General features: G+C 62.6%; 15 protein-coding genes. 6 read left to right on the top strand and 9 right to left on the bottom strand.

What is annotated here, in order from left to right:
- Positions 1-91: 91 nt before the first annotated feature.
- Complete coding sequence (locus ACK56M_RS03235) at positions 92-544, top strand: acyl-CoA thioesterase (protein ID WP_169311239.1); 453 nt, start codon at positions 92-94, stop codon at positions 542-544.
- A gap of 42 nt (positions 545-586) precedes the next feature.
- On the opposite strand, the gene ACK56M_RS03230 is transcribed toward ACK56M_RS03235, so the two are convergent.
- Genes ACK56M_RS03230 through ACK56M_RS03215 form a run of 4 tightly spaced genes read right to left on the bottom strand, consistent with a single transcriptional unit; the run spans position 587 to position 4,269 of the window.
- Positions 587-1,375, bottom strand: a complete 789-nt coding sequence (locus ACK56M_RS03230) for an enoyl-CoA hydratase/isomerase family protein (RefSeq protein WP_134634636.1) — start codon at positions 1,373-1,375, stop codon at positions 587-589.
- A 12-nt stretch (positions 1,376-1,387) separates the two neighbouring features.
- Positions 1,388-2,563: an acyl-CoA dehydrogenase family protein gene (locus ACK56M_RS03225; RefSeq protein ID WP_023100366.1), complete on the bottom strand. Its 1,176-nt coding sequence runs from the start codon at positions 2,561-2,563 to the stop codon at positions 1,388-1,390.
- A gap of 35 nt (positions 2,564-2,598) precedes the next feature.
- Entirely contained in the window at positions 2,599-3,765 is a 1,167-nt protein-coding gene (locus ACK56M_RS03220) for an acyl-CoA dehydrogenase family protein (RefSeq protein WP_023100365.1), read from the bottom strand.
- 45 nt (positions 3,766-3,810) lie between these two features.
- Entirely contained in the window at positions 3,811-4,269 is a 459-nt protein-coding gene (locus ACK56M_RS03215; protein WP_023100364.1) for a MaoC family dehydratase, read from the bottom strand.
- Between the two features lie 300 nt (positions 4,270-4,569).
- Between ACK56M_RS03215 and ACK56M_RS03210 the strand changes: the two genes are divergently transcribed.
- Both ACK56M_RS03210 and ACK56M_RS03205 read left to right on the top strand, forming a co-directional pair.
- Positions 4,570-5,463 (top strand): SDR family oxidoreductase, encoded by an 894-nt coding sequence (locus ACK56M_RS03210; RefSeq protein WP_023100363.1) that lies wholly within the window; start codon positions 4,570-4,572, stop codon positions 5,461-5,463.
- Positions 5,464-5,482: 19 nt separating this feature from the next.
- Complete coding sequence (locus ACK56M_RS03205) at positions 5,483-6,403, top strand: SDR family NAD(P)-dependent oxidoreductase (RefSeq protein WP_023100362.1); 921 nt, start codon at positions 5,483-5,485, stop codon at positions 6,401-6,403.
- A 369-nt stretch (positions 6,404-6,772) separates the two neighbouring features.
- Here the strand turns inward: ACK56M_RS03205 and ACK56M_RS03200 are convergent, their stop codons facing one another.
- On the bottom strand, positions 6,773-7,654 hold the full coding sequence (locus tag ACK56M_RS03200; protein WP_209038145.1) for an HpcH/HpaI aldolase/citrate lyase family protein: 882 nt from the start codon (positions 7,652-7,654) through the stop codon (positions 6,773-6,775).
- Between the two features lie 178 nt (positions 7,655-7,832).
- Between ACK56M_RS03200 and ACK56M_RS03195 the strand changes: the two genes are divergently transcribed.
- From ACK56M_RS03195 to ACK56M_RS03185, 3 genes are all read left to right on the top strand, one after another.
- A complete protein-coding gene (locus tag ACK56M_RS03195) occupies positions 7,833-9,284 on the top strand; it encodes a 3-oxoacyl-[acyl-carrier-protein] synthase III C-terminal domain-containing protein (protein ID WP_023100360.1) in 1,452 nt (483 codons plus the stop codon).
- Positions 9,285-9,296: 12 nt separating this feature from the next.
- Positions 9,297-10,496 (top strand): acetyl-CoA acetyltransferase, encoded by a 1,200-nt coding sequence (locus ACK56M_RS03190; RefSeq protein ID WP_023100359.1) that lies wholly within the window; start codon positions 9,297-9,299, stop codon positions 10,494-10,496.
- 116 nt (positions 10,497-10,612) lie between these two features.
- A complete protein-coding gene (locus ACK56M_RS03185; protein WP_023100358.1) occupies positions 10,613-11,257 on the top strand; it encodes a MarR family winged helix-turn-helix transcriptional regulator in 645 nt (214 codons plus the stop codon).
- Between the two features lie 14 nt (positions 11,258-11,271).
- Here the strand turns inward: ACK56M_RS03185 and ACK56M_RS03180 are convergent, their stop codons facing one another.
- From ACK56M_RS03180 to ACK56M_RS03165, 4 genes are read right to left on the bottom strand one after another with little or no spacing between them, the layout of a single operon-like run.
- Complete coding sequence (locus ACK56M_RS03180) at positions 11,272-12,528, bottom strand: acetyl-CoA hydrolase/transferase family protein (protein WP_134634637.1); 1,257 nt, start codon at positions 12,526-12,528, stop codon at positions 11,272-11,274.
- Positions 12,525-12,923, bottom strand: coding sequence for a MaoC/PaaZ C-terminal domain-containing protein (locus tag ACK56M_RS03175; RefSeq protein ID WP_134634638.1), 399 nt, complete (start codon positions 12,921-12,923; stop codon positions 12,525-12,527). The genes ACK56M_RS03180 and ACK56M_RS03175 overlap by 4 nt, the downstream gene beginning before the upstream one ends.
- The gene (locus ACK56M_RS03170) at positions 12,920-13,336 is read right to left on the bottom strand and encodes a MaoC family dehydratase N-terminal domain-containing protein (RefSeq protein ID WP_134634639.1); all 417 of its coding nucleotides are present in this window, start codon (positions 13,334-13,336) and stop codon (positions 12,920-12,922) included. Before ACK56M_RS03170 ends, ACK56M_RS03175 begins: the two co-directional genes overlap by 4 nt.
- Entirely contained in the window at positions 13,326-14,624 is a 1,299-nt protein-coding gene (locus ACK56M_RS03165; protein ID WP_135185500.1) for an enoyl-CoA hydratase-related protein, read from the bottom strand. Before ACK56M_RS03165 ends, ACK56M_RS03170 begins: the two co-directional genes overlap by 11 nt.
- Positions 14,625-14,639: the final 15 nt, after the last annotated feature.

Here is a 14,639-nt window from a genome sequence, read left to right as displayed (position 1 = left end):
ACGGCGCTTTGGCCTGCAAATCGATAAATGATAACCTACCATACCAATTCAATAAGAAAACACCCTACGGCAGTAATCAGGAGTACTGATGATGGAAAAAAGGATCAGCGCGGCAAGCCGCCATCCACGCCTGACCGAACGTGATGCCTACAAGCACTGGAGCCGCGAGCAGGTGCGATGGTCGGACACCGATCTGGTAGGCCATGTGAACAATCTTTCCTTTGCCGCGTATTGCGAAACCGGGCGCTGCATGTTCCTGCGCCCCTTCGTCGAGAAAGGCAGCCCGCAGCGGGCGATGATGCTGCCCGCACAACTGGTGCTGAACTTCATGGCCGAAGCGCACTGGCCACAGGTGGTCGAGATCGGCACCGGCATCATCGCCATCGGCAACACCTCGTGTCGCATCGGCCAGGGCCTGTTCGTCGAGGACCGCTGCATTGCAACCTCGGAAGTCACCAACGTGATGATCAATGAAGAAACCCGCCAGCCGATGACGATTCCCGATTGGTTGCGTGACTGGATGAAGGATTACCTCATCGATTGAAAGCACTGGAGGCTGGTCCCGATCGCCCAGCCTCCCGTACTTCTATCGGCCTACGAAACGTGGCTTGCGCTTCTCGGTAAACGCCGTAACGCCTTCGCGGGCATCGGCCGTAGCCGCAACGCGAGCCAGCCCACGCGCCTCGTCCTCCAATTGGGTTTCCAGCGGCTGAGCCAGCGAGCGGGCGACGATGCGACGGATTTCGCCGTAGGCGCGGGTCGGGCCATTGGCCAGGGTTCGAGCCTGATTCAAGGCGGCGTCGTGCACCGCCTCGGGCTCATGGACGAAATCCACCAGGCCGATGCGCTCCGCCTCAGCGGCGTCAACCACCTCGCCAAGCAGGAGAAAACGCCGCGCTCGGGCCAGCCCCATGCGCGACGCCAGGCTGAAACTGGCGCCGGCATCGCAGCTGTAGCCAATGTGCGAATAAGCGGCGCCGAACTTCACCCGATTGCTGCTGAACACAAGGTCGCAAGCGGCGATCATCGCCACTGCGCCGCCCATGGCAGTGCCCTCCACGCAGGCCACCAAGGGCGCATCCAGCTGGGCCATGCGCGCGAGGCCCATGTGCAGCGTTGCCGTCCATTGGCGGATCTTGTTCGGCAGTACGTCGAGGTCGCGGGCGAACTGCTGGATATCGCCACCGACGCTGAAATACGGACCATTGGCCCGCAACAGCACCGCGCGCACATCCTCACGTCCGGCCAATGAATTGGCGATGGCACAAAAATCCGCGCAGAACACGCCGTCGAAGGGATTACCGCGCTCGGGTTGGTTCAGGGTCAGGTGCGCCAATCCGTCCTCGACCTTGAAATCGAATGCTTCGTAGCTCATTCCCTTACTCCCTTACTGGTGCTGATGGCGCGTGGCGTGGGCGTATTCGGCGAACATCGACTTGCCGATGATGTGCTTCATGATCTCGATGGAGCCACCGGCGATCTTGACGATGCGCGCGTCGGCGTACGCCCGGGAGATCGGATACTCCCACATGTAGCCCCAACCACCGAACAATTGCAGGCACTCGTCGGCGACCTTGCAGTGCAGGTTCGACAGCGACATCTTGGCCATCGCCGCATCCACCGCGTCGAGCTTGCCGTCCATGAACTGCCGGATGCAGGCATCGGTGAACACCCGACCAATCACCGCCTCGGTCTTCAACTCGGCGAGCTTGAACTGGGTGTTCTGGAAATCGCCGATGGCCTTGCCGAACGCCTTGCGCTCGGCGGTGTAGGCCACGGTCAGTTCGATCAGATGCTCGGCCACGGTAGACGAGCGAATGGCCTGGGCCAGGCGCTCCTGGGCGAGCTTGGTCATCATCAGCTTGAAGCCCTCGCCTTCGCCGCCGAGCATGGCGCTGGCCGGTACGCGCAGATCCTCGAAGAACAGCTCCGAGGTGTCCTGGGCCTTGAGGCCGAGCTTCTCCAGGTTGGTGCCACGCTTGAAGCCTGGCAACGAGGTGTCGACCAGGAACAGCGTCACCTCCTTGTCACCGTTGGCACCTTCGGTCTTGGTCGCCAGGACTATCACATCGCACAGCTGGCCATTGGAAATGAACACCTTCTGCCCGTTGATCACGTAGTCGTCGCCATCACGCACCGCCCGGGTGCGTATGTTGCGCAGGTCGGAGCCGGCATGGGGTTCGGTCATGCCCAGCGAGCCAATGGCCTCGCCACTGACCATCTTCGGCAACCAGTGCTTTTTCTGTTCTTCGCTGCCGAACGACTTCACATAGGTAGCGACCAGATCGCAATGGATCAGAAAGCCAGGGCCGGTGAAGCCACTGCGCGCCATCTCCTCGAAGACCACCACGTCGAACAGGTAATCCAGGCCCAGGCCGCCGTATTCCTCGGGCACCGTGCAGCACAGCAGACCCGCCTCGCCGGCCTTGATCCAGAGCTCGCGCGGCACCGTGCCCTCATGTTCCCACTGGGCGTGGTAGGGGGCGATTTCCTTGTCGATGAACTTGCGCACCGTCTCGCGGAACGCCTCGTGGTCGGGGGTGAACAGCGTACGCTCAAACATGATGACCTCTTCTTATTAGGGCAGTCGGGTTTCAATCAATAGGACTTGGGCAGATCCAGCACCTTCTCGGCGATGAAGCACATGATCAGTTGCTCGGTGATCGGAGCGATGCGCGTCACCGTCACCTCGCGCAGCAGGCGTTCGACGTGGTACTCCTTGGCATAACCAAAGCCACCGAAGGTCATCACCGCTTGCAGGCAGGCGTCATAGCCAGCGCGTGCGCCAAGGAACTTGCCACTGTTGGCCTCGGCGCCGCAGACGCGGCCGTTGTCGTACAGCCAGGCGGCCTTGCTGACCATCAGTTGCGCAGCCTCCAGCTGCATCCACTTTTCTGCCAGCGGGTGCTGGATGCCTTGGTTGGCGCCGATGGGCCGGCCAAACACCACCCGCTCCTTGGCGTACTGGGTTGCCCGTCGCAGCGCATCCTGGCCGATGCCGATGGCCTCGATGCCGATCAGCACACGCTCCGGGTTGAGACTGTGCAGGATGTAGCCGAAGCCCTTGCCCTCCTCGCCGATGCGGTCTTCATCGGGGATGAACAGGTCGTCGATAAAAATGGCGTTGGAGTCCACCGCCTTGCGGCCCATCTTGGGAATCTTCTGCACCTCGATGTGTTCGCGGTCGAGGTCGGTATAAAAGATGGTGATGCCCTCGGTCGGCTTGCCGCAGTCCTCCAGGCGCGTGGTACGGGTCAGCAGCATGATCTTGTTGGCGACTTGGGCGGTCGACGTCCAGACCTTTTGCCCGCGCACCCGATAACCGCCAGGCACCTTCTCGGCAAAGGTCTTGATCGCCGTGGTGTTGAGCCCGGCATCCGGCTCGGTGAAGCCGAAGCAGCAGCGGTCCTTGCCTGCAATCAATGGCGGAATCCAGCGTGCTTTCTGTTCGTGATTGCCGAACACCACGATCGGATGCGGGCCGAACAGGTTGATGTGCACCGACGAGGTCGCGGTCATCCCGCCACCGTGGCTGGCCACCTCGTGCATCATCACCATCGCCTCGCTCACGCCCAGCGCTGAGCCACCATATTCCTCCGGCATGGTCAGACCGAGCCAGCCGCCATCAGCCATGGCCTGGTGGAACTCGAAGGGAAAGCGTCCATCCTCGTCACGGGCCAGCCAATAGTCGTCGCCAAAGGAACGCACCACGGCGCCAACACCTTCACGAATCGCCTGATGGTCGGGATTGCTGGAAAAATCCATAAGCCACTCCAGTCACTCTTGTTGTTTTAGGGGCGCCGGCTGGCGTCATTTGATCGCGGCGCGGCGCCACATCAGCGCTTGACGCAAACAGGTGCAGATCAGCTCACCGCGCTGGTTGAAGCCCTCGTGGCGGAAGCTGACGATGCCGGCATCCGGTCGCGATTTGCTTTCGCGCATCTCCACCACGGTGGTCTGCGCACGCAGGGTGTCGCCGGCGAAGACCGGCTTGGGAAAGCGCACGCCTTCCATGCCCAGGTTGGCCACCGTGGTGCCAAGGGTCGTGTCCTGTACCGACAGGCCGATCACCAGGCCAAGGGTAAAGATCGAGTTGACCAGCGGCTGGCCGAACTCGGTCTGGCTGCAGTAATCGGCATCGATGTGAATCTGTGCAGGATTACAGGTGGCACCGCAGAACCAGACGTTGTCGCTCTCGGTCACGGTGCGGCGGATCTCATGGGCGAAGGTCTGATCCAGTTCGAACTCATCGAAACAAAGGCCGGCCATTGCTGCTCCCTCACATCGACCACGACGGTCGAATCAATTGATATGTATTAATACTATATCTAAATTGTTTTTCTGCCGAATACAAGCGCGTTGATCGATTAATCACTTGCAGACTCCGGCTTGAGGAAATCATGGAGGCCATAGGTGATGGACGGTCAGGCTACTTTACGGCGATTCAGGGATGACAACGAACAACTACGTATGCAAGCATATTATTAGCGCGAGACATGAGATAGCTCAGGCATCCACGTCGCCCGCACACGCTGAAGGTCAATAAAGCTGCCCAGTCAGGAGAACAACATGTCCCTTTTCAGCAAAGACGCCCTCAAGGGCAAACGTATCCTCATCACCGGCGGCGGCACCGGCCTCGGCAAGGGCATGGCCACGCATCTGGCCCTGCATGGGGCCGAGGTTCACCTCTGGGGCCGTCGCCTGGAGGTGCTGCAAGCCGCCGCCGATGAAATCAACCAGGCGTGCGACAGCAGACGTGCCCACGTCCAGGCCGTGGATATTCGCAATGCCGAGCTGGTCGACGCTGCGGTGGAACGCATCTTCCAGGAACACGGCCCGTTGACCGGCCTGATCAACAACGCCGCAGCCAACTTCATCGCCCAGACCAAGGACTTGAGCCCACGAGCCTTCGAGGCCATTACCTCTACGGTCATGAACGGCGCCTTCTTCACCACCCAGGCCTGCGGCAAACGCTGGATCGAACGCGGCCTGAAAGGCTCGGTGGTGTCGACCCTGGTGACTTGGATCTGGACCGGCTCGGCCTTCGTCACGCCATCGGCCATGGCCAAGGCCGCCGTGAATGCCATGACCATGTCGCTTGCAGTGGAATGGGCGCGCTACGGCATCCGCGTGAATGCCGTTGCCCCCGGCCCATTCCCCACCGACTACGCCTGGCAGATGCTCAACCCCACTGCAGAAAGCTCGGTGGGCGCGACCCAGGCCAGCGAAGTACCGATGGGCCGCTATGGCGAAATCGCCGAGCTGGCCAACCTGATGCTCATGCTGCAAAGCGACGGTTGCGACTACATCACCGGCGAGACCATCTGCATCGACGGTGGCCACCACCTGGCGGCGCCCTCCACGTTCGCCGGCCTGACCAAACTGCAGGACGAGGATTGGAAGAACATCCGCGAAGCCAGCCAGAACGCGAGCAAGGCCAGCAAGGCCGAGCGCAGCGTGTGAACCGGCAAGGAGAAAACTGATGAGCACAAGCAAACTACTCGACGGCAAGGTCGCCCTGGTCACCGGCGGCGGTCGTGGTATTGGTCGTGGTATCGCCCTGGCCCTGGCCGAAGCCGGTGCCAAGGTGGTGGTCAACGACCTGGGTGTCAGCCTGGCCGGCGCCAGCGAAGCTGAAAACCCGGCTGCGGAGGTGGTTCGTGAAATTCAGGCCATGGGTGGCAGCGCAGTAGCCGATCACCACTCGGTGGCCGACCATCAGCAGGCCGGCCAGATGGTCGGCACGGCTCTGCAAGCCTTCGGCCGCCTGGACATCGTGGTCAACAATGCCGGCAACCTGCGTGACTGTATCTTCCATCGCATGAGCGAGGAGGAATTCGATGCGGTCATCGCCGTGCACCTCAAGGGCGCGTTCAACGTCAGCCGCGCCGCCGCGCCGTTGTTCAAGGAGCAAGGCAGCGGCTCTTTCATCCACATGACCTCGACCTCGGGGCTGATCGGCAACTTCGGCCAGGTCAACTACTGCGCAGCGAAGTCCGCCATCGTCGGTTTGTCCAAGGCCATCGCCCTGGACATGCAACGCTTCGGCGTGCGCTCCAATGCCGTCGCACCGTTCGCCTGGACGCGCATGGTCGGCTCGATTCCTGACGAAACCCCGGAACAGAAACGCCGCGTCGAAGGCCTGAAGAAACTCATCCCGGAGAAGATCGCCCCCTTCGTCGTGGCGCTTGGCAGCGATGCCGCCAAGGACGTGTCCGGGCAGATCTTCGGCGTGCGCAACAATGAGATCTACCTGTTCTCGCAACCGCGCCCGATCCGCACCGCCCACACCCACGAAGGCTGGACGCCCGAGCAGATCGTCGAGCGCGTGTTCCCGATGTTCGAGAACGACTTCTACGCGCTGCACAAATCTGGCGATGTGTTTACCTGGGACCCGGTTTAGTTACATGTGCTCTTGAGCTTTTTTCGCGAACTATCAGGCAACTCCAAACGCCCCATCAGAAGGCCGAGCGGAGTCAGCGCGTAGAGGGTCGAGCGGCATGGATGCCGCGAGAACGATGCCGGGCCAAGGATGGCCCGTCATCGTGAGCCCTCGGAGCGCTGACGGAATGAGGGAACCCCGGCGCAGCCGGGGCCGGATGCAGGGGCACAGCGTTTTGGTTACTTTTTCGCGCAAAAGTGACTCGTCCAGCAGGACAAAACCCTAGCCCTCAATCGACATCGTCATTAAGCCTGTAAAGCACAAGCCTCATCTCTCTCCACGGCAGCCGTCATCTCGCAAATGCACGGATGACGGCTCGGACGCCGGCCGCTACTCGACAGACGCCAGCAATCGCCGCGCACCTTTGAGGTGGGGAATGTCGAGCATCTTGCCATCGAGCATTACCGCGCCCTCTCCACCAGAGAACGCCTCCACAACACGGCGGGCATGAGCGACTTCACTATCGCTTGGCGTAAAAGCCTGATTGATCACCGCCACCTGATCCGGGTGGATTGCCACCTTGCCGGCAAAACCGTCATAGCGCGCCTCAACCGCACTTAGCCGGCAACCTTCGGCATTGCGCACGTCGACATAGACCGTATCGATAGCCGGCACCTGCAACGCGTTGCAGATCAGCAGGCACTGATTGCGCACCAGCTGGTACAACGGCCGCCAGTTGCCGTTTTCATGGCGTGGATCACCCGCGCCCAAGGCAGAGCTTAAGTCCTCGGCGCCCCACAACATGCCACGCAGACGTGGCCATGGCCGGCCGATCAGCTCAGGCAGGCGTAATACCGCCTCGGCGGTCTCCGTGCATACGGGCAGGATGCCCAGGCTGCTCGGCACTCGGCCATGAACGGCCTCGGCCATGTCCAGATACGCACAGACTCGCGCCAGCTCTTCAGCATTACGCAACTTCGGCAGCACGATACCGCCAGCCCCCGCCGCAACGGCCGCAGCGATATCAGCGAGTAGCAGGCCGGAATCGAGGTCGTTGACCCGCACCCACAGCTCACCCGTTCCCTGATACGCACTGATGAACGTAGCAAGCCCCTGACGCGCCAACGCCTTGTTCGCCGGCAGCACCGAGTCTTCGAGGTCGAGAATCAGTACATCGGCACCACAGCCAGCGCTCTTGGCCAGCTTGCGTTCGCTGTCGGCGGGAACGAACAGCAACGAGCGCATCGGTCGGATTTCCTGCGTTGACGGCATGACGCTCTCCTCAGCTTTCCTATCAAATAATCGTAACCACCAGAACCTACTGTACATCCCTATTAATGGAACATCACAGTAGCTATCGATATTTTTAGTATGCTACGGTACCAATACCGAAACAACAAACGCACATCATCCATGTGCGCCGCAGTTCCACGGATCGAGGAGACTTCCCGTGAGAGAGAGCGTAACCGGCATCCAGTCCTGGGGCGCCTACATACCGCGACTGCGCATGGCGCGCACGACTATCGCCCAGGCTCACGCATGGGCTTTTCCCTCGCTCCGCGGCAAAGGCGAAAAAGCCTTCTGCAACTGGGACGAAGATGTCATCACCCTTGCCGTCGAAGCCGGTCGCGACTGCCTTGGCGACGGCGCCCGCAAGCCGTTGCAGTGCCTGGCACTGGCCTCGACCAGCGCACCGTTCGCCGACCTGCAGAACAGCACATTGATAGCGAGCGCCCTGCGCCTGGAAAACCCCATCGCCTGCAGCGATGTCGGCGGTTCGACCCGTGCCGGCCTCACCGAACTGGCCAATCGATTGAGCGCTCCCATCGAAGGCTCCGGCAGCTTGCTGCTGGCCAGTGAAAAACGCTCGGCCAAACCGGCCAGCGCCCAGGAACTGCGCTATGGCTGTGGCGCAGCGGCGCTGCAATTGGGCAGCGAAGACCTCGCTGCACGCTTTCTCGGCCGTCACTGCAGCAGTATTCCTCTGGTCGATCATTTCCGTCAGAACGGTATCAAGTACGACTACTACGGCGAGGAACGCTGGATACGTGACGAAGGGGTCGGTCGCCTGGTGCCTGCCGCTATCCGCGAACTGCTCGACCGCCTGCAACTCGAACCGGCGCGCATCGCCTACTTCGGCCTGGCTGGCGTACCAGCTGGCAGCGATGCGCAGGTGGCGCGCAAACTCGGCATCGCCCCCACGGCAGTCAGCCCGTTACTCACCGACAAGGTCGGCGATACCGGCACCGCTCACGGCCCGTTATTGCTGGTCGAAGCGCTGGAAAGCACACAGCCTGGCGACATCATCCTTATCGCCGCGTTCGGCCAAGGCTGCGAAGTGCTCGCTTTCCAGCGCGAGTCCGGTGGGCGCCCACCGCGACAAGGTCTAAAGGCGTCCATCGCCAACGGCATCCTGCAAAGCACTTACCTGAAGATGCTGTCGTTCGAGGGCGAAATCGAACTCGACTGGGGGCCACGCGCCGAAACCGATACCAAGGCCGCGCTGACCCAGCAATACCGCAGTGCCGAACAGATTCTAGGCTTCGTCGGCGGTCGCTGTCGCGCCTGTGGCACCGTGCAGTTCCCCAGCCTCGCCACCTGCCTGCACTGCGCCACCAGCGACAGCCAGGAGCCGCACCCCATCGCCGACAGCCCGGCACGCCTGGCCACCTATTCCGCCGACTGGTTGCAGTACCACCCGGCGCCACCGCTGTACATCGGCCTGGTGCAGTTCGACAACGGCGCGCGGGTGCTGATGGAGGTCGTCGACGTGGGCACTGCCGGATTGGAGGTGGGGACCGATCTGGACATGGTCTTCCGCATCAAGGCGCGCGACACCCGGCGGCACTACGACCGCTACTTCTGGAAGGCCAGCCCGCAAGCGGCGGGCACCACCGACTGACTGGAGAAGCCCATGGCAAGTGGTATCAAGGACAAAGTGGCGATCATCGGTATGGGCTGCACGCAGTTCGGTGAGCGCTGGGACATTGGCAGCGAACAGTTGATGAGCGAAGCCTTCGACGAAGCCCTGCTCGATGCGGGCATCGAACGTGGTCAGATCGGCGCGGCTTGGCTTGGCTCGGCGCTGGACCAGGCCAACATCGGCAACTCGGCGATTCCCCTGGCCACTGCCCTGCGCTTGCAGGGCATACCGGTGACGCGGGTGGAGAACATGTGCGCAACCGGCACCGAAGCATTGCGCGCCGCCACCTACGCGGTAGCCAGCGGCGCGGTCGACGTGGCCCTGGCGATGGGCGTGGAGAAGCTCAAAGACACCGGTTACGGCGGCCTGCCCGTGCCAACCAAAGGCACCCTCAGCGATTTGTGGATGCCCTACTGTTCGGCGCCTGCCGGCTTCGCCCAACTGGCCGCAGGCTACCGCGCGCGCTACGGCATGAGTGCCGAAGAATTGAAACGGGCCATGGCCCGAGTGTCGTGGAAGAGCCATCAGAACGGCGCACGCAATCCCAAGGCGCACCTGCGCAAGCCGCTGACGCTGGAAAGCATCATCGACGCACCGATCATCGCCGAGCCCCTTGGCGTGTTCGATTGTTGCGGGGTCAGCGATGGCGCTGCCTGTGCCATCGTCACCACACCAGAACTGGCCTGGGAATTCGGCAAGCGCCAACGCGTGACCATCAAGGCCCTGCAACTGTCCGCCAGTTGCGGGCGCGAAGCTGGCCTCGGCGACTGGGACGGTAGCAACGTGCCCAACACCCGCCTGGCGGCACAGGCCGCTTACCGCGAAGCGGGCATTCGTTCGCCGCGTGAAGAACTGAGCATGCTGGAAGTGCACGACTGCTTCTCCATCACCGAACTGGTGACCATGGAAGACCTCGGCGTCGCCGAAGATGGCCAGGCCTGGCGTGATGTACTGGATGGCCGGTTCGATGCCGACGGCGCCCTGCCCTGCCAGATCGACGGCGGCCTGAAGTGCTTCGGCCATCCGATTGGTGCCACCGGCCTGCGCATGGTCTACGAGCATTACCTGCAACTGCTTGGTCGTGCTGGCGAGCGTCAGTTGCCTGCCCCGCGCCTGGGCTTGAGTCATAACCTGGGCGGCGTGCCGTACAACGGTGTGGCAGCGATCAGCATCGTCGGCCTGCTGGACTGAGCCTCGCGGCCACGCCAGTCGTGGCCTGCACCGATGGACGGGCGCTTACGCTGGAATTGATATTGCAGTTAAACTGTACGCATACCAACGATCAGCCCGGCAAGGTTGCACATTCCATGGCCACTCAGAAACCCACACCCAAGGCGGCCAAGACCGTCAGCAAGACAGGCACCACCAAAACCGCGACCAAGAAGGCACCCGCCGCGAAAACCCCTGCTGCGCCAGCTAAGAGCAAGAAGGCTGCCGCCGTCGAACTCGATGAGGCGCTTGAGCAAACCAGCACGTTGCCGGCCCACGACGACGAGTCGGCCCTGCTCAACGTGCGTATCGCCTTTCACATTCACGACGTGTCGCGCATGCGCCGCGCCGCCTACGACCAGGTGATGAAACCCATCGGCATCACCCGCGCCCAGTGGTGGGTGCTCGCACATTTGTCGCGCCAGGACGGCATGATGCAGACCCAGCTCGCTGACCTGCTCGAAGTCGGCAAGGCCAGCGTCGGTACCCTGCTCGAACGCCTCGAGGCGGCCAAACTCATCGAGCGCCGCCCGGACGCCGTGGACAAGCGTGCCAAGCGTGTCTACATGCTGCGTTCGGCGCACCAGGTGATGAAGACCCTGATGCAGGAAGAAGCCAAGTTCAACGACCGGGTGCTCGCCGGCCTGACCCTGGATGATCGGGAAAACCTGCTGCGCATGCTCGCGCGGATCAAGAAAGCCCTGTCCGACGTGGAAGTGCCGAAGGATTTGGAACTGGAGTGAAACACTCGGCAGGTTCAGAGCCTGCCGAGTCGTTCCTGCCAGCCACGCGCCAGCTCATCCCGAAACGCCGGCGCGGCGATAGCGATCAACGCCTTGGCGCGACTGTGCAGATCGAGGCCGCGTAGCGCGGCGATACCGTATTCGGTCACCACGTAGTCGGCGCCATGGCGCGGCAGCGCCACCAGTGTTTGGCCATCGAGTTGGCCGACGATACGGCTGAAGCGGCCATCCTGGGTCGCCGCGTTCAGCGCGATGATCGAGCGCCCACCTTCGCTCAGGCTGGCTCCGCTGACGAACGCCGGCAATCCGCCAACACCAGCCACCTGCCGGCCGCGCAAGGTATCGGCATTCACCTGACCGAACAGGTCCACCTCCACCGCCGAGTTGATCGCACAGAACCCTGGCAAGGCAGCGATCCGTCGTACGTCGTGGGTTTGCGCAACGGGACGAAAGAAGAAGGTCGGATCATCACCTATGCGTCGATAGAACGCCGCATCACCCAGGGCCACGCCGGCATTCACCGCTGCGTGACCAGAGATGGCACCTGCATCGATCAGCCCGGCCATCGCCGCCGTCGCCATGCCCGACCAGACGCGCAGATTACGATGCCCATGCAAGGCGCCAAGGATCGCATTCGGCAACGTGCCGATACCGCACTCCAGGGTGTCGCTATCACGTACCAGCGAGACCACCGCCTCTACCAGCGCTGCAGATGGCGTGTCCCCGCCCGGCACGAACTCCAGCAGGGGCTCGTCGCAGTGGAACGCGCCATGCAGCTCGGCATAGTCGATATGAAATGAGCCCGCCGTGGGCGGCACCTGGCTATTGATATGCGCGATGCGTTGCCGGGCGCGTGCCCAGATTGCAGGCAGAAAGTCCTGGCTCGGGCCGAGGGAGCAACGCCCTTCGGCGTCGGGCGGTGAGACCTGGGCGATGGCCAGATCGATATCCAGGGTCAGCAGGTCGCGCCAGATTGCCGGATAGTCCAGGGGCAGCAGTTGCGCACGGCCATCCGCCAGTCCGGCGCGCAAGCCTGGCTGCATGAAGTAGCCACGTTGTCGGGCCTCGCCATGCAAACCGAGGTAATCGCTGGTGTTGATGCCTGGGAAATGCGCGCCGATGAAACGCACGCCGGCAGCGGCTCCAGGCTCAGCCTGCAGGGCGCGGTAGAAAGCCAGGCTTTCGCCGGAAACCCCAGGTACGAACACGTTCATGCCCGGTCGTAGCAAGGCGACCACCGCCGCAGCGCTGTCGAATTGCCGCAGCGTCATGACCAGACCACACGTGCGCTGCCGCTGATCGCTACCTCGCCGCTGGCCAGCAGCGTCGCCTCCAGACTGAGGGTCGCCTGCTCAACGTCGAGCGCCTGCAGACGTGCCGTGCAACGCAACACGCTGTTGACCGGAACCACGGCAACGAAACGGGTGGAAAACGCCAGGATGCGTTCCTGGCCAAACCGCTCACTGAGCAGTCGTCCCAGTTGGGCCATGCCTAGCATGCCGTGGGCGATCACATCGTCGAAGCCGGCCTGGCGAGCGAAGTCCGTCTGCAAGTGCAACGGGTTGAGATCGCCCGAGGCCTGGGCATAGGCACGCAATCGGTCCGTGTCGAGCGGCGAACTATCCATCTGCACCAGCACTTCGCCAACCGTGGGAACAGCATTCATGATTGCCTCTCCTGACGCTCGCGGATCAACAGAATCTGCCGTGACGTACAGAGCAAATCGCCCGTCGAGCGCAGTGCCTGCGACTCGATGACGACGAAGCTCATCGACGGCTTGCGCCCCGGATAGATATCGCTGACGCGACGGCTGACCGACACGGTTTCTCCAGGCTGCAGCGGCTGCCTGTAGTCGAATTGCTGCTCGGCATGCAACAGCGTGCGCAGGTCGATACCCAGTGCCTCGACGATGCGCCGCGAACTGTTGTGCGCACCTTCCAGCACTTTCATGAAGGTCGGCGGCACCGGGTCGTTCTGGTTGCCGCCGATGGCCAGGTTGAACGCCGCCACCTGGGCCGGTTCGACCGTGACGTCGAAGGCCGGCAAGGCCAAACCGACCTGGCTGCGATCAAGCGCCATGGGCGTGCTCATTCTGTCGAGTGAAGAAACGCCCCAGCGCTTCGGGTACCTGGAACAACTGAGCATCCACGGCCTGCAGGGCAGTGGCACGCTGGCGCAAGGATTTCTGTCCCTGTTGGCGCAGATAGGTGAACGGGCCGCCGCTGTAGGCCGGGCTCACGCCTGCCGCCACCGCTGCCACATCAGCCAGTTCGGGGGCCTCCAATTGCCCCTCGCCCCAGATGCCAACGGCGGCCAGTGCGCTCGCCAACAAACGGTCAGGCTCTTCGCAACCCAGTCGCTCAGCCTGCGCATTCACGGCGGTCAGGCGTGGAATGAGCGCCTTCTCGCCGTGCTGCAATGGGCTGTCTGGCGCCAGCAAGCCAGCCTTGGCCGCACGCTGGCGATTGAGGAACAAGGTACGCACCATGTTGCCGGCCACCGGATCGCGGATCAGGTCGACGAAGATGTCCATCTCGCGGTCGCAGGCTTCGCTCATCGGCAGCGACCAGCCATCGACCACGCATTCGATGATCGCCTGGTAGGCCGGGTAATGCTGACGCTGGTAAGCGCTGATCTGCAGACGGTCGCAAATGGCATCGGCGACATCGGGCTGGTCGAAGTCGTAAGGGCCGCTGACGAAGCCTGCGCCGGGTATATCCCAGGGCGCGGGCTGAAATGAATCGGCCAATGCCAGGGCACGTTGGCGAGCCACCTGCAACAACGCCTCGGCCGGTACCACGCCATCGACCAGGCCCAACGAAAGCGCCTCTGCTGCGCTCACCGATTTGCCACTCAACAACAGGGCCAGGCCTTTTTCGGCACCGATCAATCGCGGCAAACGTTGCGTGCCGCCAGCCCCCGGTAGCAGGCCCAGCTTGATTTCCGGCAGGCCAAGTTGCAGCGCGGGATCATCGGCGACGATACGCCCATGACAGGCCATGCATACCTCCAGCCCGCCGCCCAGCGCCAGGCCATTGATAGCGGCGACGAAGGGCTTGACGCTCAGTTCCAGGCGACGAAACACCCGGCCCAGGTGCCCGCACAGCTCCACGCGCTGGGCGTGGTTATCCTGCTGGGCACGCTCGGTGAACATGCGGATCATGTCTAGGTCGGCACCGGCAAGAAAGCTGTCCTTGCCGGAGGTCAGCACCACTGCACGCACTGAAGGATCGGCCTGGGCATTGCCGATCAGTTCGTCCAACTCGTCCATCAACGCGCGGGAGAACACGTTCATGCTGCGCCCGGGCATGTCGATCCGGGCGAGAAGAATGCCGTCGGCATCCAGGGAAGTCTGAATTTCGTTCATGGCGTATCCATCGTT

The organism is Pseudomonas sp. s4 (genome assembly GCF_046764235.1).
Classification (GTDB): Bacteria; Pseudomonadota; Gammaproteobacteria; order Pseudomonadales; family Pseudomonadaceae; genus Aquipseudomonas; species Aquipseudomonas asiatica.
This window is presented reverse-complemented; position numbering and strand designations above follow the sequence as displayed.